Origin of the sequence: Candidatus Liberibacter solanacearum CLso-ZC1, from assembly GCF_000183665.1 — a bacterium.
GTDB classification, from domain to species: domain Bacteria; phylum Pseudomonadota; class Alphaproteobacteria; order Rhizobiales; family Rhizobiaceae; genus Liberibacter; species Liberibacter solanacearum.
In genome coordinates this window covers 128,386-149,391 of record NC_014774.1, presented here as the reverse complement: position 1 = coordinate 149,391, position 21,006 = coordinate 128,386, and the positions used below count along the sequence as shown (strand labels likewise).

The window sequence follows — 21,006 nt, the reverse complement described above, 5'->3', positions numbered from 1 at the left end:
TCTGTCACATAAGGAGGATTCTTCATGAAAGTTAATATTATAAGAAAATTTTTACAAGATGAATCAGGTGCGACAGCTATTGAATATGGTTTGCTTGCTGCGCTCATTATCTTCTGTATACCCTTAGGATAAAACGATCAAGTTGTTGGAAGCCTTCCTGCAAGCCCTGCTAAGGATTTTATCCCTAACAAAACTTAAGGGCGACATAAATCAATTTCAATATTTATAATTATTCTTTAAGATATATTTTGTTACTACCTCGAATAGCCGTCATGATATTTTATTTTCATGGCGGTTATTTTTATTGCTTTAGCAATATATTTCTGTATAACACTATTGTTATAATACATTGCTATTAAATTTTTAACTTAAGGATTATTTTAATGAAAATTAATATTATAAGAAATTTCTTACAAGATGAATCAGGTGCGACAGCTATTGAATATGGTTTGCTTGCTGCGCTCGTTTCTGTGGTGATTATTGGTGCCGTTACAACTCTTGGAACAAAATTGTCAGCGACTTTCGCTAAAGTTGGTGAATCCTTTCTTCCTGGTCCTACCGCCCCCGGCAGATCCTAAGGGTGCTATGAGTCAATTTCAATATTGATATTTAGATTGTAAATATATTTTTTACTACTTTGAGCGGTCCCAATGATGATTAAGAGTTACTTGGGACCACTCAAAGTATTTTATTAAATACTAAATTAATTCTCAAATTTTTATTTTAAAGAAATTCTACTTTTAACAGATATGGTCTGAGCTATTCTCAATATATTTTTTCATATTGGGAGGAGATATTTTTCATCCATTTTTAATTTAAGGATTATTTTAATGAGAATTAATATTATAAGAAAATTTTTACAAGATGAATCAGGTGCGACAGCTATTGAATATGGTTTGCTTGCTGCGCTCGTTGCTGTGGCGATCATTGCTTCCGTTACAACCCTTGGAACAAAATTGTCAGCGACTTTCAAGAGAGTTGGTGACTCCCTTTCTGATGTCAAACCTGTTTAAGGATGCTAGAAATCAATTCTAATATTGATGTTTAGATTGTAAAATATATTTTTACTATCTCGAGTAGCCGTCATGATATTTAATTTTCATGGCGGTTATGTTGTTTTTTTGCCATATTGGTTCTAATTTTTTTGGAAAAGATTTCATCCAAAGCATATTATTTTTATTTCCTTAAAAGTATATTTATGTATACTCATATTGTTAGAATACCTTTTTATCCAATCTTTTACATAAGAAGTATTCTTCATGAAATTTGATATTATAAGAAATTTTTTGCAAGATAAATCAAGTGCGACAGTTAGATATGGTTTGTTTGTTGCGCTCATTGCTGTAGCATGCCCCTGGGATAAAACAATCAAGTTGCTGGAAGCCTTCCTGTAAGCCCTGTTAACGGTTTTATCCCCAACAAAACTGAAAGACGATATAAATCAATTTCAATATTGATGCTTAGATTGTAAAATATATTTTGTTATTACTTCGAGTAGTCTCAATGACGATTAAGAGTTATTTTTATCAATTTTTAATTTAGGAATCATTTTTAATGAATGATAAATTATAAGAAAATTTTTACAACCTGAATCAGGGGTGACAGCTATTGGATATGGCTTGATTGCTGTTCTCATTTCTGTGGTGGGATTGTTGGAACTAATATTAAGAATGTTTTGCAAAAGTTTCAGATGAATTGGGCAGAGCTGTTTCTTCCTCTTCCCTGTCTCTATCTCGAAGCAACTTCAACAATAATTTTTGATATCTAAAAAAGTCCAATAAAATTTTCTAAGAATGTCCGTAAAAAGCTAGAAATAACCCATTTTCTTTCATTTGATGGATAAGTGAAATTAATAAACAAATAAATATTGTGTAATAATGCTGTTATTAAAACATATAATGTTTACGGGATAAATAGGATATAGTGTTTTTGAATATAGTGAATGTGAATTTTATATCCATAACAATGAAGTATAGTTGTTGCGATTTTGAACAAGATGCGGATAGTTGATAATAGTAATAATAATTAACTATTTTAGGTAATAGTTAGCAGGGTCTTTAGATATTTATTGTTGTCAGAGATTGAGGATTCTACGTTGATAAAAATAATTATATAATTCTTTCTTAGGGATTACGGTGCTTTTTTGTATTTTATTATACATCGTGTCCAAGAGTAGGATATGATTTAGATAGATGTTTTAATCCTATGAAAGAGGATAAAATGGTTTTTTCGGTTATATTTCTTGTTTTACCTTTTTGCTTGATTTCTGCTGGGTTATCCGACCTTTTTTCTACGATGATACCTAACCGAATATCGGTAGTATTGCTTGGTTCGTTCTTATTAATCGCCCCTTTCGTTGGGTTGGGCTATGAGGAAATAGCGCTACACGTACTAGTTGGCTTGTTTGTTTTCATTGCTTGTTTTTTTTTCTTTTCTGTTAATATTATGGGAGGAGGAGACGCAAAGCTTTTAACGACAGCGTCTTTATGGTTTGGTTGGAATATTTCTTTGCTATATTTTTTATTTTATGTTGCTATTTTTGGTGGGATATTAGCATTAGTAGTTTTGCTAATAAGAGAAATTACTCGTTATATCCCTTTGTTAGATAAATTTGTTCCACGTAGTTTCCATATGAAAAATAAAATTCCTTATGGCGTTGCTATCTCTATAGGAGGATTAGTTAGTTATCCAGATTCGCATTTATTTAAAATTGCTTTAGAAGGTATTTCTACATCATTTTAATTATTTTTAACCATATTTATATTATCTTATATAATACTTTTATTAGTATTTAAGTTATTTCTATTACCTTTATTTTTTAGTCTTTATTTTGTAGGAACAAGAATGAAATTCACTCGACTAATGGGACTGGTAGTTTCCGGTCTCTTTGCTCTGTTGGCGGGTATTATTGCTATGCGTCTAGTATCTCACCATCATCTCCAGAAAGAGGAGATTGTAGCTCAACCTTCTATAAGGCTTTCTAATGTTTTGATGGCTAAGAGTAATTTAAAGGTGGGGATGGTTATTACTCCTGATGTCTTAGAATGGGTTGCTTTCCCAGCAGAAAATGTTGTTGTTGGTTTTGTAGATGATGTCAGTCGTCCCAATGCTATAGAAGAATTAAAGGGATCCATAGTACGTATACCTATTTTGAAAGGTGATCCAATTCGTTTTGAAAAATTAGTAGATCATGGACAACATGGTGTTTCTTCTCTTCTTTCAAAAGGAAAGCGCGCTGTTGCTTTGGATATTTCGGTTTCTAATGCTGTTGGAGGGCTGGTTAAACCCAATGATCATGTTGATGTTTTAATGGTTCGTTTGATTGGTGAGAGGAAGACAAAGACGGATGTAGTTCTCAGCAATGTACGTGTTCTTGCAATAGATCAAACTTTAGATGCTGAGGGAGAGCCAAATGGGTTGATTGGGAATACTGCTACGTTGGAGTTAACTCCTATGCAGGCAAAGACGCTACTTGCGGCGCAACAGATAGCATCAAAATTGACTCTCGTTTTGCGATCTATTTCAGATTTTCATTCTACCGATCTAGAAATCGCTGATTTTAATTTGGGGGAAGATGGAGGAAGAGGAATCCAGGTTATTAAATCAGGTATTATTTCGAATAAAGATGGAGAGGAAATGTCAAGATGAAGAATTTTCAAAAAACACTCTTTATGTTATTTGTAATTTTTATTTCTAGTTCGAATTTTTTATTAGCGCAATCAAAATTAGTTGATGCTAAAAACGCTTCTACTATTCATATCGGTGATTCGGCAATAGGTACAAGTAAAAAGATCAACATTGGTTTAGGTAAGGTAGTTATTTTGCATTTACCATCTAGGGTTCAGGATGTTCTTGTTTCTGATCCAACTAAAGCAGATGTTGTGGTACATTCTTCGAAAACTGTATATATTTTTGGAAAAAGTGTAGGTCAGGCGAATGTTATTCTTATCGGACATGACGAAAAGCAACTATTGAACATTGATATTTTTATTGAGCGGGATATTAGAAATCTCGAAATGACTTTCCGACGTTTTCTATCTGGTTCAAATATTCATGTTGAGATGCTATCTGATAATCTTGTATTACATGGAGAGGTACGGACTATTCAGGATTCTCAACATGCTGTTGAACTCTCAAATATGTTTCTCTCAAATGAGAGGAATAATCTGTATAAGACTGCAAGTGGTAGCAAGGTTATTAATCTATTAAATATTGGGGCTGAAGATCAGGTAACCCTTAAAGTGACTATTGCAGAAGTAAGGCGTGATGTATTAAAGCAGATAGGATTTCAGCACACTATCAGTAGTGGTGGCCCTTCAAAGGGAAAGCGAATAGATTTTGACGGTAGTTTGGGCGGTCAGGGTGCTGACTTTGCGATGACAACGATTCTTGATCGATTTACTTTTAAGAGTGTTTTGAATGCACTGGAACGAGCAACCGCTATCCGTACTCTCGCAGAGCCAACTTTAACGGCTATTTCGGGTCAAAACGCTACTTTTAGATCAGGTGGAACGCGTTTATATCGTAGCGTAGGCGCTAATGGTACAAGCACTATCACCCCTCATGATTATGGTGTCGTGCTGACTTTTACTCCAACGGTACTATCTCCAGGCCGTATTGGATTGCGTATTGAGACAGAGGTTTCTGAACCAGTGTTGGGTGTTAGTACAACGGGAGAGCCAGAATATCGTATGCGTAAAGCAGATACTACTGTTGAATTGCCTTCTGGGGGGACAATAGTCTTAGCAGGATTGTTAAAAGATGATATACAGCAAAAGAGAGGGGGAGTTCCTTTATTGTCGAAAATTCCAATTTTAGGGGCTTTGTTTAGGAGTAATAGCTTTAGTAGGGAAGAAACGGAAATTTTTATTTCGGCTACTCCTTTTCTTGTGAAGCCTGTTGCAATGAATGAGTTGAGTCGTCCAGATGATAATTATGATATTGAAAATGATGCAAAGGCGTTTTTGTTTAATCGGGTGAATAAAATTTATGGACCCAAGGAAGCGGCACAAGGAAATGGGCAGAATTATAAAGGCGCAATTGGATTTATTTACAAATGATGAGGGATATAATGATAAAAGAAATATTCGGAGGTATGTGTTTTAAAAGATTGGTAAGTTTTTTTCTAATGCAAATATCTTTTCTCTTATTGTTTTGTGGAAATAATGTGTTGGCTAACCAAAATGACTATCGTGATAGATATCCAATTGTGATGAAAAAGGTAGAGAAAAGCCTAGATATACCATTACTGTCTGGAAGAGGGAAATTACCATCTGATATGTATGATACGATAAAAGGATTTATAGATAGATATAAGCAAAATAGTACAAGTGTTATTTTTATTCTCATTCCAACTCCGACAATTTCTTCTCATGCTATTCAAGATGCTTTAAAAAATATCCGTCGGTTCATCATTTCCAATGGAATTCCATCTTCATCTCTCTCGGAGAGAAGTTATGATGCCGATTATGAATTGGATATTGATACTATTCGACTGAGTTATTTTGCAAGTAGGCCTTCTGCTGGGAAATGTGGTTTTTGGCCGGAAGATATTCTGGGATCTTCCTTAGAAAATAGTAATTGGAGTAATTATGGATGTTCATATCAGAATAATTTGGCAGCACAAATAGTAAATCCTATGGATTTATTCGCTCCACGTTCAATGACTCCTCCCGATGCGGTTCATCGTGATCGATCTATTCATCGGTATCAAGAGGGGGGTAAGAAGTAGGTTAATAAATAAGGCCTAACAGGGGGAAATAATGAGTATTGAGTATAAAGGTAGTGGCTCAGATGTTCTTAATAAGCATGGTGATGGTTCTTTGCCAAGCATATCTGCGCATGCTTTTTGTGTGACTGATTCCCTGTATTCTGTAATAGAAAAATCTAAGATTGATCGTCGGATGAATCGTGTTAATATGCGAATTACTAAAGGATCAATTACAGAGGCTATTGATGTATTTGCTGATTCTGCTACTCCTAACCTTCTTATTATTCAAACTACAGTTGATTCTAGAAAAATCCTTTCTTCTTTAGAGCCTTTGGCTGAAGTTTGTGATTCTACTACAAAGGTTATTGTGATAGGAGAGACCAATGATGTATTGCTTTATCGAGAGTTAATTGCTAGCGGCATATCTGAATACTTGATTGAACCTTTGTCTGTTTCTGATATCATTAAAGCGATTAGTAATATTTTTGTTGAGAAAAACAAAGAGGATTCGTTTGGTAGTTCTATAGCTTTTATAGGATCTAGAGGAGGGGTCGGATCTTCAACTATAGCGCATAATTGTGCGTTTAGCATTGCTTCTGTTTTGGCAACAGATACCATTTTAGCAGATTTAGATCTTCCGTATGGAACAGCTAATATTAATTTTGACCAAGATCCAATATATGGTATTTTAGATCTTATTTCCTCTTCAGGTAAAATTGATGAGGGATTAGTTGATAAGATTATGGTGCGTTATGTCGAGAATCTATCAATTTTGACGGCTCCGGCAATTTTGGATTGTACTTATGATTTTGATGAAAAAGATATTCTTCCAGTAATTGAGTTGTTGAAACGGATAGCTCCCTTAACGATTCTTGATTTACCCCATATTTGGAATAGATGGAATCGTCAGATTCTTACTTTAAGTGATAAAGTTGTCATCACTACTTCTCTTGATCTTGTCAGTTTGCGTAATACTAAAAATTTAATCGATTTTTTAACAAAAAATAGACCAAATGATAAACCTCCTTATTTGGTTATTAATCAGGTTGGAATGCCTAAAAAACCTGAAATTTCTATTGATGATTTTTGTGCTCCATTAGGGATAGATCCTTCTGTTATCATTCCTTTTGATGCTTTTGTTTTTGGTATATCTGCAAATTCTGGTAAGATGATTCGTGAGATGAATCCTCAATCTTCTGTTTCAAATTTATTAGTAGATTTTTCGAATATTCTTCTTGATCGTATAACTATAGTGAAACCTAAAAATGCTATATATGACAAGATCAAGACATTTTTAAAAATAAAGTGATTTAATTATAATTTAGGATGTGCACATGTTTGGAAAACGTGAAAAGGGACCTATAGGATCAGCAAATAGGGAAAACTTTAAGTTGCGGCAAGAGAAAGCCCAACAAGGAAAAGAGATTGAGGATTCCGGGAGTGATGGCACAAACCAATCTTCCTTTTTGGATCAATCTTCTGAATTAGGATTGCCTAATATTTTAAAGCATCGCAGTTCTCATTATTATGATATAAAGGCAACTGTTTTTGGAACTTTGATTGAAATGATTGATATAACAAAGCTTTCTCAATACGATGGGGAATTGGCAAAGAAAGAAATAGCAGAGCTCATGGATGAGATTATTTCTATCAAAGATATAGTCATGCCGTTTGAGGAAAAAGAAGATCTTTTAGAAGATCTTTCTAATGATATTTTGGGGTATGGTCCTCTTCAGCCTCTTATTGCACGAGATGATATTGCAGATATTATGGTGAATGGTCCAGATAAAGTATTCATTGAAGTTAATGGGAAAACCATTGAAACAGGCATTAGCTTTCGCAACAATGAACAGCTTCTTTCGGTATGTCAGCGTATAGTTAATCAAGTCGGTCGTCGTGTAGATGAAGCGAGCCCTATTTGTGATGCACGCTTGTTAGATGGTTCTCGTGTGAACGTGATCATTCCTCCTCTTGCTCTTGATGGAGCTACTTTAACTATTCGTAAATTTAAAAAAGATAAGCTTACTTTAGATCATCTTGTCCGCTTTGGAGCAATAACAGAAGCAGGATCTCAGCTATTGCAAATCATAGGACGTGTTAGATGTAATATCTTGATTTCTGGTGGAACAGGTTCTGGAAAAACAACGTTATTGAATTGTTTGACTCGTTATATAGATAAAGATGAACGTATCGTTACTTGTGAAGATACAGCAGAGCTTCAACTTCAGCAACCTCATGTGGTTCGATTAGAAACTCGTCCTCCAAATATTGAGGGTGAAGGTGAGATTACTATGCGTGATTTGGTGAAGAACTGTTTGCGTATGCGTCCTGAACGTATTATTTTAGGGGAGGTTCGTGGCCCAGAGGTATTAGATCTATTGCAGGCAATGAATACGGGTCATGATGGATCTATGGGAACTATTCACGCCAATAATCCTCGGGAAAGTTTTGGTAGAATGGAAGCAATGATTGCTATGGGAGGATTTACTCTTCCATCTCAAATGGTGAGAGAAATTATTACATCTTCTTTAGATGTAATTGTTCAGACACAACGTTTACGAGATGGCTCTAGGAGGATTACGAATATTTGTGAAGTTGTCGGGATGGAAGGAAATGTTATTATTACGCAAGATCTTATTAAATATGATGTAATAGGACAGGATGAATCAGGAAAATTGATAGGGCATCATGTTGGTTCTGGTGTTTCTCGCCCACGATTTTGGAATAGGGCAGCTCAATATGGTGAAGAAAAGAATTTAGCAGAAGTTCTTGAATCTGTAGAAAAACAACCTCGTATATAGGTGGATCTCATGGACCTTGATATAAATAGCTTTCTTTTGGTGGGATTGATCTCCATTTCAGTTTTTTTTCTTTTGTATTTTCTTTTATTTAAAACTACAGGATTGGAAAGTTCTTCTGAATCCCGTGATCCTAAAAAAGTTATAAAAGATAAGAAAAACGATACTATTCCTTCAGCAGCCGTAAAGCGTCGTAAGGTATTACGAGATGCGATGGATAAAATAGAACTGAGTCACAAGGAAAAATTCGGGAATACGAAAAGTTTATCATCTCTCATATCTTATTCAGGGATTCCTTTTTCAAAAGAGCATTTTTACATTTTCAGTTGTGTTATGGGATTGGTATTTGGTATAATATCTTTAGCTTTATTTTCTAGTTTTTTTGTTTCTTTGTGTGTCTGTTTATCATCTGCCTTGGTTGTTCCGCGTGTATTGTTGCAATATTTGATAAAAAAAAGAACAGCTAAGTTTTTGAATGAATTTCCGAATGCTCTAGATATTATCGTTCGTTCGGTACGTTCTGGATTGCCTGTTTCGGATGCGATTTCTATTATCGTTGGCCAGTCTTCGGATCCTGTTCGATCAGAATTTCGTCGTGTTGTTGAAGCTCAGCATTTAGGTTTAAGTGTTTCAGAGAGTGTTGCTCGTATGGTTCGCTATATGCCGCTACAAGAAGTATCTTTTTTTTCAACGGTTATTAGTATTCAGGCTCAATCAGGCGGGAATCTTTCGGAAGCGTTGTCTAATTTATCGGGAATTTTGCGTGAGAGGAAGAAAATGAAAGGAAAGGTACAAGCCCTTGCTATGGAAGCAAAATCTTCAGCATGGATCATTGGATCCTTGCCTTTTTTCGTTTCTTCGCTCGTCCACTTTACGTCTCCAGGGTATATAGATATTCTTTTCCTAGATTCTAGAGGACACATTATTCTTGGAATTGCGGCTTTTTTGATGGTTCTTGGTGCAGTAATTATGCGGACTATGATTAACTTTGATATGTAATTTGTAGAGTATGAGATTATGTTTGATAGTGTAACTATAGCAGTTGTTGTAGCAACTTCGATTTCAGTTTTCTCCTTGATTTATGCGGTGATTATTCCCTCTTTGGGTAGTGATGAGTTGGAAAAGCGTATTAAGTCTGTTTCTATTGAGAGGGAAGAATTACGCAAACAGCAACTTGCACGTTTAGGTAAACCTTCTTCTGGATTGCGTACTCACGATAATATGTCGTTACGAAAATTTGTTGAAAAGTTTAATTTAAAGGCAATTCTAGTTGATAAACCAATGGTTGATAAATTGCGTGCTGCTGGTTTTCGATCAGAGTATGCATTGAATATATTGTTGATAATCCGTTTGGTTTTACCGATTATTACTCTTGTTATAGGAATAATATGGATATTTGGTTTTGATAAATTAGAGCAGTATTCTTTCTTTAATCGCCTATTTGTTGTGATTTTAATCGGGTATGCTGGATTTTATGCTCCTAGCATGTTTATTTCTAATCTTGTTACAAAAAGACAGGATTCCATAAGGCGTGCTTGGCCTGATGCTCTTGATTTATTATTGATATGCATTGAATCAGGGATTGCAGTAGATCAGGCCTTGCGTCGTGTTGCGGAAGAAGTAGGAGGGCAATCAGTTGCGCTTTCCGAAGAATTATTGTTAACAACTGCTGAGTTGTCATTTTTGCTTAATAGGCAGGTTGCATTTGAAAACTTTTACAATCGTACTCAAATGGATTGTATAAGAAATGTTATGCAGGCTTTTATACAGTCTGATCGTTATGGAACTTCAATAGGTGATTCTTTGCGTGTTTTAGTGGCGGAAACAAGGTCGGAGCGTTTGATGGAGGCAGAAAAAAAGGCTGCTGCATTATCACCTAAACTAACTGTTCCTATGATTCTATTTTTCTTGCCTGTTTTAATGCTTGTTATTATTGGCCCAGCAATATTAAACATTATGGATACTATGAAAGGTTGATGATAATTAGCAAAACAGTTGGATTTAGTCAAAAAATACTTGTAAAACTACTGAGGACTTAAAAAATATTTTTTTTTGACTGAGGGTAATATTTTAAATTTTACATAGCATAAAATGGGATTTTTCCCACAGTTGTTTTTTAGTGGTATAAAATCCCATGTTATTCATTTAAGAGATAAAAATAACTCAACCCTATAGAGGACTTCATCCATCTCATCTATATTAGATAGAATTAACTTTCGCTTGCTATTTTTGCCATTTCTTGGTCAAAAAGATAGAGTGAATGAGGACCAGATCCTATCAGCTTTATTTTGTCTAATATTCGGCGACAAAGAGCCATTTCTTCATCTTGTTCACTTGCAAACCACTGTAAAAAACAGAAGATTTGATTATCTTTCTCTTCTAGTATATTTGCGATAGCTTTATCGTAGGCTTTTGTTACTTCGACTTCATGTTCGTATACCAACGAAAAAATGCCTTCGACATCATTAGCGTTAATATCAGATTTTAGCAAATCAGAGAATGTTGCTTTCTCTCCAAGATCAACTAAATATTGGAAAATTTTCATTACGTGGGAGTATTCTTCTTTTGCATGCTTCAAGAAAAAATTACAACATCCATCAAGATTACGCGATGCTGCCCAAGCAGCTGCTTGTATATAATAATAATGAGCTTGAAATTCGATATTCATAAGCTCATTAAGGATATTATACCTTTTTTTATTAGCCATATATACTTTCCCCTTATAAATAAAAATATCTTTCTTTTTTAAAAATCAAATATTTTTACTTATTATAGTCAATAAGATAATGGAATGCAAATATTTATAAGGGTATAAAAAACTCTTGAATATTCTTGTTATTTTTTAAGAGCTCGGAGAAAGCTCAGTATAAAAAATATTAAAGATGTTATAATGATTGATGGGCCTGAAGGGGTGTCAAAAATCAATGATCCGTAGAGACCAAGTATTACTCCTAAAATGCCAATTACTGTTGTTAAGATGACCATGTTCTCAGGAGATGTTGCAAAACGTCTTGCTGTGACTGTAGGTAATATTAAAAGGGATGTTATAAGTGTGATACCGATGAATTTGATGGAAATAGAAATCATAAGAGCTGTGATCATGGTAAAGATTAATTTTACTTTTTCCGGTTGCATGCCTTCGGCTTTTGCAAGCTCATAGTTTACAGTGGTAGCTAGAAGTGATTTCCATATTTTTATTAATATAACAATATTTAGAATCCCAACACTCCAAATAATTATGATATCGTTCGTATTGATTGCTAAGATATCACCAAATAAAAAACTTGTTAGATCGGTATTTACCCATGTCATAAAAGACAGCATAATAAGACTAATTGATATTGTTGAATGGGTGATAACTCCGAGAATAGCATCAGAAGCTATAAATTCACTTTTTTGAATTTGAAGTAATATAATCGATGTCAGGGCAGCTACCATGAATATACAGAGGGGTAGTGGTAAGTTTAACATGAGTGAGAAAGCTACCCCTAAAAGCGCTGAATGCGCTATAGTATCTCCAAAATAAGTCATGCGTTGCCAAACAATAAAGCATCCAAGCGGCCCAGTAGAGAGAATTATGCCAATCCCAGCAAACAAGGCACGAATAAAAAATTCGTTATAAATCATCTTGTTCCATCTATTTATTGATACTTAATCCTAAGAAACGATTGACGATATAAACAATTACAGTTTAGTGAACGTGTTTATGGTTATGAATAGCCAATATTTCTGTTGCGCGTGATCCAAAAAGATGAATATATTCTGGGTTATCTTTGATGGTTTGAGGGGGGCCTTGATAACAAATATGATTATTCAAACATATCACTGTATCCGTAGACGCCATAACCATATGTAAATTGTGAGATATCAATAATATGCCACAACCAGTAGATTGACGCACCGATGAGATTAGCTCATATAAAGTTAATTCTCCTGGAAAATCAATGCCTTGTAGTGGTTCGTCTAAAACCAACAAATTGGGCTTGCGTAACAAAGCTTTCGCAAGAAGGGCGCGTTGGAATTCACCTCCTGAAAGATCTCTTATATTCCTATTTTGTTTCCCGTTCAAATTAACTTTTTTTAGTATTTCTATAATATCCTCCTGTGAAGAGGACGTCGTTAGAGTTATAAATCGCATTAAACTAAGAGGCAGTGTATTTTCTATGATGACTTTTTGAGGTACGTATCCTATAATCAATTTAGGATTGTGAATTATATTGCCTGTGCTAGGCTTGATTATACCTGTAATCAATTTGGCAATTGTTGATTTTCCAGATCCATTAGGACCTATCAATGTAACTATTTCCCCTGATTTTATGGTAAAATTAATATCATGCAAAATCTGGATCCCATTTTTATGAACGCTAGTATTAGCCAAGCTGATTAAGGGAAGAGATGGGCAGATACGCATAATTATTTATAGTCCATTTGATATCATTTTTATGAACGCTAGTATTAGCCAAGCTGATTAAAGGAAGAGATGGGCAGATACGCATAATTATTTATAGTCCATCATATTTTTTTTGTATAGGGGGGTCTATCTGTAGACATAATAATAAACTTGTTAAACAGGATTGCGCATTATGAAAAACACCTTGATATCATTTATATTTTTTTTCCCTCTTTTGTGTGCTACATCTAGAGCTAGTTCCTTGCAAGTTGTTGCTTCTATAAAGCCTATTCATTCAATAGTAGCGTCTATAATGAACGGAGTAGGAAAGCCCAGCTTGCTTGTTAAGGGTAATAGTTCGCCCCATGAATATAGTTTGCGCCCGTCAGATACGATGATGTTAAAAAATGCTGATATTATTTTTTGGCTTGGTTCAGAAATGGAATTTTTCCTAGTTAAGCCATTGGGTTATGTAGATAAACAATCCAATATAATTACTCTTTCAAATTCCCCGAATTTGCATAAAATTACATTGCCTCAAAAACAACAAGATCACCATCATGGAGGGGCTGTTGTATATGACATGCATTTATGGTTAGCCCCTATCAATGCTAAACATATGGCTCATGTTATTGCTCAGGAGCTTATTAAGAATGATCCAAAGAATAAGGAAATTTATACAAAAAACGAAGAAGATTTTGGGACTAAGTTAGACAAATTGGATAAAGAATTGCATGATATTTTACTGCCAGTTCAAGGGAAAAAGATCATTGTCTCTCATGGAGCATATCGCTATTTTGAGAAACATTATAATCTTCAAATCATTGATTCGATTATGCCCAATACAATTCTTCTGGGAGCAAAATCTTTGCAGAAAATTAAGGATAGAATTGTTTCAGAAAAGGTTTCTTGTCTATTCTATGAGCCAGAATTCGATTCTAAAATAATACAATCCATTGCCAATAATACTGGGATTATAGTAGGAATGCTTGATCCAGAAGGGTTGTTACTTCCAGAAGGTCCTGATCTTTATTTCCAACTATTGAGAAATCTTTCTAAATCCATAGCCCAAAACTGCATATCTTAGGATATTATCTAATATTGTTTTGCCAAGGACCGTGGTTTTTTAGGATTCCATCTTTTCTATCAAAGCCATGAGATCCAAAAAAATCACGCTGTGCTTGAATTAAATGAGCGGTTCCATTGCCGTGTGTATAAGCATCAAAATAAGAAAGAGCCGCTGATAATGCGGGCACGGGATAGCCCTGTTTTGTGCAGTCTATTACGACACGTCTTAACGAGGATATTGTGCTTTTTACTTTTTGGGAAATACTGGGAATCATAAGAAGATTAGCATCATTGGGATTTTCTATTAAAGATTCTACGATGTCATTAAGTAGTTGTGAGCGTATTATACATCCTGCACGCCAGATACGTGCTATTTTTGACAGTTGTAAATTCCAATTATATTTTTTTGATGATTTGTGTATTAGTAAAAATCCTTGTGTAAAAGAGAGGATTTTAGATACATAGAGAGCGTTTTCTAAGTCTTTGATTAAGGTGTCAGAATATTTTAAACAAAAGCTGGAAGGATTTTTAAAAACTAACTGCATTTTCTTGCATTCATCGTTATGTAAAGAAAGATTACGAGCGAAAATTGCAATTTCAGTAATTGTCAAGGATGAAAATAATTTATGTCCTTCGATAATAGATCTTATTCCTGTTCCTTTTTGAGAGGCTGTATCACATATGACATCGATCATAGAGAGTCCAGTAATAGGGTCAATGGAAGATAGTATTTCAGCAGTAATTTTTGTTAAATATGAATTCAGTTTTCCTGTATTCCATTTTGAGAAAAGGTGACTTGTTTCTACAGATGTTTTATTGAGTCCATCCCGTAAAATTCCGTAAATATCTGCAATTAATTGCATGTTTGCATATTCAATTCCGTTATGGATTGTTTTCACAAAATGCCCTGTACCGTCGGGTCCAAGTAGGGCACAGCAAGGATTATTTTGATAATTTGCAGATATAGATAAGAGAATATGTTCAATGCTGTGATACGCTTTTTCATTTCCTCCCACCATAAGCGATGGTCCGTATCTTGCTCCGTTTGTGCCGCCTGATACTCCTATGCCAATAAAATAGATTCCTTTTTGATTAAGTCCTAAAGAACGTGTCTGTGTGTCAGCAAAATGAGAATTTCCTCCATCTAATAGAATATCTTCAGAAGACAATAATGGTTTCAATTTTTCTATTAATTGGTCAACAGGATTCCCGTCTGTTATCATCATTAGTATTTTGCGAGGTTGGCTAATTGCTTCTACCATCTGCTGCAGATTTTTGGTTGCGATAAATTTTTGAGATAATCCGTGTGCTTTTTTGACAAAAACTTCGGTTAATTCAATCTCTTGATTATAAACTGCTAATCGAAAGCCTTTTTCGAGCATATTTAGAGCAAGATTTGATCCCATAGCGCCGAGACCAATTATTCCAATTTCTGCTTTTTGCATGTAGATCCTTTGTTTTTTTCTGAAAGGCGTGTTGCGATTAAAAAGCTTGTTATTCGTTTTTCTGGCGCTGAATAAATTAAATTTTACTGCAAAAAAACAATCATAAGAAATATCTTAAAATCTGAAATTTTGGGGAAAATTTTTGAAATGTAAAATTAATATTTATCAGATCTGGAAAATATTCCATATATGAAATATGAATATCAGAACTCAAATACAACTCTATACCTATACAAAAAATACTCCATAGAGATAATCTAGAATATAATTAGATATTTATCTTTTGGGAGCCATAGATTTACGCGCTTTTTCATTGAGAGCTTTTGCGCGTTTTCCAGTATTTTCTGTAATACGTGCTGCTTTTCCACGAAGATCTTGTAAATAATATAACTTAGAACGACGAACTTTTCCGCGCCGTATTACCGTAATATCTTGTATCATCGGCGAATAAAGAGGGAATAAACGATTGATACCCTCACCATAACTAATTTTTCTAACAGTAAAGTTCTTATTAATTCCACGCCCTGAACGTGCTATGCATATTCCTTCATAAGATTGAATTCGGCTTTTTTCGCCTTCTGTAATAATTGTTTTGACCGCTATTGTGTCCCCAGGAGAGAATTCCGGCAACATCCTCATGGATTCAATTCTGGCCATTTCTTCATGGTCTAGTTCATCAATTATATTCATCAATTTCCTCCATTATTATGAACTGTATTTATTATAAAGATTAATTTAGTTAAGATATTTGATATCTACAAATATATTTTCTCATATGAAGAGCGGTATCTGTATTTGGATAACGATTTAGTTCTCAACGTCATGAATTTAGTTATAATGACGATGATAGAAAAAAATAGGTCTAATTATTGCGCATTGGACACACCTTTTTTGAAAGAAGATCGGGCCTGTGTTTTTTTGTTAATGCCAAGGATTGTTCTTCACGCCACTGCCTTATTTTTTCATGATTACCAGAATTAAGCACAGAAGGTATTCTCAATCCTTCCCATATTTGTGGTTTAGTATATTGAGGGAATTCCAACAACCCATTTTCAAAGCTTTCGTGTATTGTGGATTGTTTGTTTCCTAAAACTCCTGGGAGAAGGCGTACTATAGCATCAAGCAAGACAAGAGCAGCTGGTTCTCCGCCTGATAGGATATAATCTCCCACGGAAATTTCTTCAAGATCGCGTGCCTTAACAATACGTTCATCAACACCTTCAAAATGCCCACATATGATAATAGCGCCAGATTTATTTGAAATTTGGCGCACTCGCTCTTGTTTTAAAGGTTGACCGCGAGGACTCATGAGTATCCGAGGGATGTCTTTTTGTGTATACTTAGATATAGCATGATCAATTGCTTTACCCAAGACATCTGCTTTAAGTATCATACCTGCTCCACCACCTGCAGGAGTATCATCTACACTATTATTTCGATCTGTGGCAAAATGACGTATTTGTACAGTATCGATTGACCATACATTGCATGCAAGCGCTTTCCCTGCCATGGACTTTCCTAGATGTCCAGGGAATATTTCTGGATATAGTGTAAGGACAGTAGCGTGAAAAGTCATGGTATATCCCCAGGAGAACTAGATTGGCATTCATGATTTTTATCTTTTTTTGTCATACAATCTAATCCTGCAGAAACAGAATCAATCAATATCTTGTTTTCCTTTAGATTGACACTTAATACCGTGGACTTGGTAAAGGGTATCAAAAATTTTTTCTCCTTAGAATCTTTAAATTCTAGCACAGCTCCTGCTCCAAAATCATAAATCCCACATATTTTTCCCCAGTATTTCCCCTGAAGGTCAAATGTTTCTAACTCTTCTAAGTCAGCATTAAAGAATTCGTCTTCTTCAAGTTCTTCATCTTTGAAATCTTGACGTCTGGCATATAATTTCAAATGACGGAGTTTCTCTGCGGAATGGATGTCATAAATTCCATCAAATGTAGCGATTAATCTTTTGTTATTTTGATATATATCAAGTATCTTGAATTCTTTAGCATCATCTGAATACAAAATATAACGGCTTAGATCCATGGGATTACTTGCATACGAATTGACATATACCTCTCCCTTCAACCCATGGGTTGTACCAATGGTAGCGATAAGAACAAGCTTTTCAGATTTGACCATGATACATACCTCAAACGTGTATCAAGTTAAATCGTAGGCTTAAATATTTTAAAAATTTAAGCATTTGTCTGCATTACAACGTTAGAATACTGTGCATACTTTTGCAGCGTTTCCCTCTTAATTATTTTTGGACTCAAGACGTTTAAGTGCTTTATCCTTAGGCATGGCTTTCTTAGGATTATTGCGCGATGGACGCTTGATTAACCCAGCTTTATCCATGAAGAAAAGAATACGATCCGTTGGTTGCGCCCCCTTGCTGATCCAATGTTGGATACGTTCAAAATCCATCGTAAATCTCATAGGACTTTCTTTGGGCAGAGTAGGATTCCAAGTTCCTATTTTTTCGATGAATCTTCCATCACGCGGGCTACGAGAATTGGCAACCACAATACGATAATGATGGCGCTTTTTAGATCCTCCACAGGCAAGACGAATTTTCAATGTCATTAATAATTCTCCTTATAAAAATGAATCTTAAGTTGATGATAGGCTTGATTACCTTAATTTTATACATCGCTTCCCTAAATTTACAATTATCTCGAAATTATAAAGATAACAATACATTATAGAGCGCTCTATATGGGAAGGATAGGCTATAACTATATATATAAGATATAAACTTATATCTTATATATTTTCATGAAAACAATAAATTTCTTTTTTTTTGTTAAAAGTAGTCCTTTCTTCGCAAATGTTTGATGAGATCTATGTTTCATTTCCTTTGTTAAATTCCTTCGGATATTTTTTGATAAGTATTATATACATATCGTTTTATTATCTATCAGGAGTAATTTCTCGAATCTGGAAAACGGGTTTGATGGTCAATAGCTTAGATTCCTGGAAATCCTCCATTTTTACCAAATCCTATCTTATTTTTAAGTGTTTGCATCATTTGTTGAGTTGATGTATCTCCACCATGGCCTTTAGTAGAATTCATCATATCTGCTATTTGGCGATATAATTTTAAGAGCTTATTTATCCTTACAGCATCAGTACCCGATCCTGCTGCTATACGCTTTTTGCGAGAATGTTTTATAATACTTGGATTGGCGCGCTCTTCCTTAGTCATGGAAGAGATGATGGCAATATGATGATTAATAGTTTTATCATTAAAGTTTGAGGGCATAATATTTGGTTTAAAAGAACCCATTCCAGGCAACATGCTTAAAAGGGAACTAATTCCCCCTATTTTTTGTGTTTGACGAAATTGTTCTTCTAAGTCTTCGAGGTCAAACTTTCCTTTGGCAATTTTTTTGGCTGTTGCTGTTGCTTTTTCTTCATCTAGGTTTCGGGCGGCTTTTTCAACTAAAGATACGATATCTCCCATGCCAAGGATTCTATTAACAACTCTATCAGGGAAAAAGTTTTCTAAATCATCTATTTTTTCTCCTGTGCCGATAGCTTTAATGGGTTTCCCCGTGACGAAACGCATTGACAAGGCTGCTCCGCCACGACCATCACCATCCATGCGGGTGAGAATGATACCTGTAAGCCCGATTTTTTCGTCAAAATTGCGAGCGAGATGAACGGCGTCTTGTCCCGTTAAAGCATCTGCTACAAGTAAAATCTCGTGAGGATTGGTTAGAGATTTAACTTCGCTTATTTCTTGCATAAGAGATTCGTTGATATGGTTACGTCCTGCCGTATCTAAGATTACAACATCATAGCCACGATCACGTGCATTCTGTATGGCACGTGTAGCTATTTCTGCGGGCAATTGTTTGGGGACAACCTCTAGGGTATCAACTTGGATTTTTTCTCCAAGATATCGTAATTGTTCCTGTGCTGCTGGGCGATGTATATCAAGGGACGCCATCAACATTTTTTTCTTTTTTAAGGTTTTTAGATGATAGGCAATTTTGGCTGTTGTGGTTGTTTTCCCAGAGCCTTGAAGACCAACTAGCATGATCACTAGAGGGGATGGAGCGTTAAGGTCCAATCCTACGTTTTCTGTTCCTAGTACCTCAATCAATTCGTCATGGACAATTTTAACGACCATTTGTCCAGGTTGAATGCTTTTGAGAATCTTTGCCCCTTTGGCTTTCTCCTGGATTCGCTCATTTAAAGCCTGAACCACTTCAAGCGATACATCTGCTTCTAAAAAAGTACGGCGTATTTCTCGCAGAGTTTTGGAGATATCTGTTTCTGATAAATTGCCCCTTCCGGTAATTTTTTGAAAAACAGATCCAAGGCGCTCTTGTAAATTTTCAAACACTATTTTTTTACCTTCTGAGTATAATTTACCTAGATCGAATCATGATAACTTGATAAATTTAACATCCAAAACAACAATTTAAGACCATAGATTTTATTGAGAATGAAACATTCGGTTGTTTTAAATTGATTTTATGCGCATAATTCGTACATAATTCGATATCGTTAAGGAGGAACTAAACCATTGAAAATTTTTTGAGTCAAGTTCTGAATGTATGTTCTTTAATGCTCATATTCACGTTTGTAACAGTATAGTTTAAATATGACCAAGAGGATAAAATGCAGGAATCTATGGTAGGCTTTGCAAAGATGGAGGGCATAGGTAATAAAATCCTTGTCGTTGATATGCGGGATCGTAGCGATAATATAACGTTGGAAGCAATCAATTTTTTGTCCACGAATGACAACTTTCCCTTTGACCAAATTATGGCTATTCATAACTCCCAGAATAAGCTTGCAGATGCTTTTATTCGCATCATAAACCGCGATGGATCCGAGGCGCAATCTTGTGGAAATGGAATGCGTTGTGTTGTAAGGTTTCTTTCTTCGAAGACAAAGAAAAAAACTTTTATTTTTGAGACTATACGGGGAATTCTTCAGGCCAAGGAAAATGATGACGGCTCTATCTCTGTTGATATGGGTGAACCGATCTTGGATTGGCAACATATTCCTTTGGCAAAACCATTTGATGATACTGATAGCGCTCAATTCTACATAGGTCCCATCAATAATAGTTTTTTGCGTTCTCCCTCTATTGTTTCTATGGGAAACCCGCATGCGATTTTTTTTGTTGAAGATGACATATATCGTTATGATTTAAGTGGTTTTGGAAAGCTTTTGGAAAATAATTTTATGTTTCCAGAGGGGGTTAATCTTTCAATAGCGCGGGTTACTTCTATTTCATCTCTTGATTTGCGCACTTGGGAGCGTGGTGCAGGATTGACGGCCGCTTGCGGCTCGGCTGCTTGTGCTTCTGTGGTTGCGTCAGCGCGTTCTGGAAATACAGATCGTATAGTATCAGTTAATATGCTTGGGGGCGAACTTTTGATTGAATGGCATCATAATAACCATGTTTTTATGAGCGGAGGAGCGGATAAGCAATGGGATGGAAATCTTGATATTAAAACGGGAAAATGGACGAAAGTATAACGATAGAAGAATTATAACTATATTGGCAATATGAAAACAATTATTTTTTAGATTTCTGCTTTGTCCCTTATCTTTCACAAGGGTCAT

The 21,006-nt window shown here is 35.1% G+C and carries 22 protein-coding genes and 1 pseudogene; 14 read left to right on the top strand and 9 right to left on the bottom strand.

Annotated features, from left to right (window positions below):
- Window positions 1-24 precede the first annotated feature (24 nt).
- The 12 genes and pseudogenes from CKC_RS00715 to CKC_RS00665 form a co-directional block, all read left to right on the top strand.
- Window positions 25-120, top strand: a pseudogene (locus CKC_RS00715) (Flp family type IVb pilin); the annotation flags it as partial.
- 263 nt (window positions 121-383) lie between these two features.
- Window positions 384-578, top strand: coding sequence for a Flp family type IVb pilin (locus tag CKC_RS00710; protein WP_013461554.1), 195 nt, complete (start codon window positions 384-386; stop codon window positions 576-578).
- Window positions 579-830: 252 nt separating this feature from the next.
- The gene (locus CKC_RS00705) at window positions 831-1,013 is read left to right on the top strand and encodes a Flp family type IVb pilin (RefSeq protein WP_013461553.1); all 183 of its coding nucleotides are present in this window, start codon (window positions 831-833) and stop codon (window positions 1,011-1,013) included.
- Window positions 1,014-1,598: 585 nt separating this feature from the next.
- Entirely contained in the window at window positions 1,599-1,694 is a 96-nt protein-coding gene (locus tag CKC_RS06440; RefSeq protein ID WP_407059603.1) for a hypothetical protein, read from the top strand.
- Window positions 1,695-2,220: 526 nt separating this feature from the next.
- Window positions 2,221-2,742 carry an A24 family peptidase gene (locus CKC_RS00700; RefSeq protein WP_044054190.1) on the top strand — a complete coding sequence of 174 codons (522 nt, stop codon included), beginning with the start codon at window positions 2,221-2,223 and terminating at the stop codon, window positions 2,740-2,742.
- A gap of 102 nt (window positions 2,743-2,844) precedes the next feature.
- A complete protein-coding gene (gene cpaB / locus CKC_RS00695) occupies window positions 2,845-3,648 on the top strand; it encodes a Flp pilus assembly protein CpaB (protein WP_013461549.1) in 804 nt (267 codons plus the stop codon).
- Window positions 3,645-5,060 (top strand): type II and III secretion system protein family protein, encoded by a 1,416-nt coding sequence (locus tag CKC_RS00690; RefSeq protein ID WP_013461548.1) that lies wholly within the window; start codon window positions 3,645-3,647, stop codon window positions 5,058-5,060. The genes cpaB and CKC_RS00690 overlap by 4 nt, the downstream gene beginning before the upstream one ends.
- Window positions 5,061-5,167: 107 nt before the next feature.
- The gene (locus tag CKC_RS00685) at window positions 5,168-5,731 is read left to right on the top strand and encodes a CpaD family pilus assembly protein (protein ID WP_244392021.1); all 564 of its coding nucleotides are present in this window, start codon (window positions 5,168-5,170) and stop codon (window positions 5,729-5,731) included.
- A 31-nt stretch (window positions 5,732-5,762) separates the two neighbouring features.
- Window positions 5,763-7,019, top strand: a complete 1,257-nt coding sequence (locus CKC_RS00680) for an AAA family ATPase (protein WP_013461546.1) — start codon at window positions 5,763-5,765, stop codon at window positions 7,017-7,019.
- Between the two features lie 25 nt (window positions 7,020-7,044).
- The gene (locus tag CKC_RS00675) at window positions 7,045-8,511 is read left to right on the top strand and encodes a CpaF family protein (RefSeq protein ID WP_013461545.1); all 1,467 of its coding nucleotides are present in this window, start codon (window positions 7,045-7,047) and stop codon (window positions 8,509-8,511) included.
- Between the two features lie 9 nt (window positions 8,512-8,520).
- Complete coding sequence (locus CKC_RS00670; protein WP_013461544.1) at window positions 8,521-9,507, top strand: type II secretion system F family protein; 987 nt, start codon at window positions 8,521-8,523, stop codon at window positions 9,505-9,507.
- An 18-nt stretch (window positions 9,508-9,525) separates the two neighbouring features.
- A complete protein-coding gene (locus tag CKC_RS00665; protein WP_013461543.1) occupies window positions 9,526-10,485 on the top strand; it encodes a type II secretion system F family protein in 960 nt (319 codons plus the stop codon).
- A gap of 232 nt (window positions 10,486-10,717) precedes the next feature.
- Here the strand turns inward: CKC_RS00665 and CKC_RS00660 are convergent, their stop codons facing one another.
- The 3 genes from CKC_RS00660 to CKC_RS00650 form a co-directional block, all read right to left on the bottom strand.
- On the bottom strand, window positions 10,718-11,215 hold the full coding sequence (locus tag CKC_RS00660) for a ferritin (protein ID WP_013461542.1): 498 nt from the start codon (window positions 11,213-11,215) through the stop codon (window positions 10,718-10,720).
- Window positions 11,216-11,343: 128 nt separating this feature from the next.
- Window positions 11,344-12,132 (bottom strand): iron chelate uptake ABC transporter family permease subunit, encoded by a 789-nt coding sequence (locus CKC_RS00655; RefSeq protein WP_044054188.1) that lies wholly within the window; start codon window positions 12,130-12,132, stop codon window positions 11,344-11,346.
- A gap of 67 nt (window positions 12,133-12,199) precedes the next feature.
- Complete coding sequence (locus tag CKC_RS00650) at window positions 12,200-12,919, bottom strand: ATP-binding cassette domain-containing protein (protein WP_013461540.1); 720 nt, start codon at window positions 12,917-12,919, stop codon at window positions 12,200-12,202.
- 172 nt (window positions 12,920-13,091) lie between these two features.
- On the opposite strand from CKC_RS00650, the gene CKC_RS00645 reads away from it, so the two are divergent.
- On the top strand, window positions 13,092-13,985 hold the full coding sequence (locus tag CKC_RS00645) for a zinc ABC transporter substrate-binding protein (protein WP_013461539.1): 894 nt from the start codon (window positions 13,092-13,094) through the stop codon (window positions 13,983-13,985).
- Between the two features lie 4 nt (window positions 13,986-13,989).
- Here the strand turns inward: CKC_RS00645 and gndA are convergent, their stop codons facing one another.
- The 6 genes from gndA to ffh all read right to left on the bottom strand — a co-directional run bounded on the left by gndA (window position 13,990) and on the right by ffh (window position 19,771).
- Window positions 13,990-15,411 (bottom strand): NADP-dependent phosphogluconate dehydrogenase, encoded by a 1,422-nt coding sequence (gene gndA / locus CKC_RS00640; protein WP_013461538.1) that lies wholly within the window; start codon window positions 15,409-15,411, stop codon window positions 13,990-13,992.
- Between the two features lie 276 nt (window positions 15,412-15,687).
- Window positions 15,688-16,101: a 50S ribosomal protein L19 gene (rplS, locus tag CKC_RS00635; protein ID WP_013461537.1), complete on the bottom strand. Its 414-nt coding sequence runs from the start codon at window positions 16,099-16,101 to the stop codon at window positions 15,688-15,690.
- Window positions 16,102-16,273: 172 nt separating this feature from the next.
- Window positions 16,274-16,987, bottom strand: a complete 714-nt coding sequence (gene trmD / locus CKC_RS00630) for a tRNA (guanosine(37)-N1)-methyltransferase TrmD (protein WP_013461536.1) — start codon at window positions 16,985-16,987, stop codon at window positions 16,274-16,276.
- Entirely contained in the window at window positions 16,984-17,556 is a 573-nt protein-coding gene (gene rimM, locus CKC_RS00625; protein ID WP_013461535.1) for a ribosome maturation factor RimM, read from the bottom strand. Before rimM ends, trmD begins: the two co-directional genes overlap by 4 nt.
- Before the next feature lie 117 nt (window positions 17,557-17,673).
- A complete protein-coding gene (gene rpsP, locus CKC_RS00620; protein ID WP_013461534.1) occupies window positions 17,674-18,003 on the bottom strand; it encodes a 30S ribosomal protein S16 in 330 nt (109 codons plus the stop codon).
- A gap of 382 nt (window positions 18,004-18,385) precedes the next feature.
- A complete protein-coding gene (gene ffh / locus CKC_RS00615; RefSeq protein ID WP_013461533.1) occupies window positions 18,386-19,771 on the bottom strand; it encodes a signal recognition particle protein in 1,386 nt (461 codons plus the stop codon).
- A gap of 278 nt (window positions 19,772-20,049) precedes the next feature.
- Between ffh and dapF the strand changes: the two genes are divergently transcribed.
- Window positions 20,050-20,919: a diaminopimelate epimerase gene (gene dapF / locus CKC_RS00610; RefSeq protein ID WP_013461532.1), complete on the top strand. Its 870-nt coding sequence runs from the start codon at window positions 20,050-20,052 to the stop codon at window positions 20,917-20,919.
- Window positions 20,920-21,006: the final 87 nt, after the last annotated feature.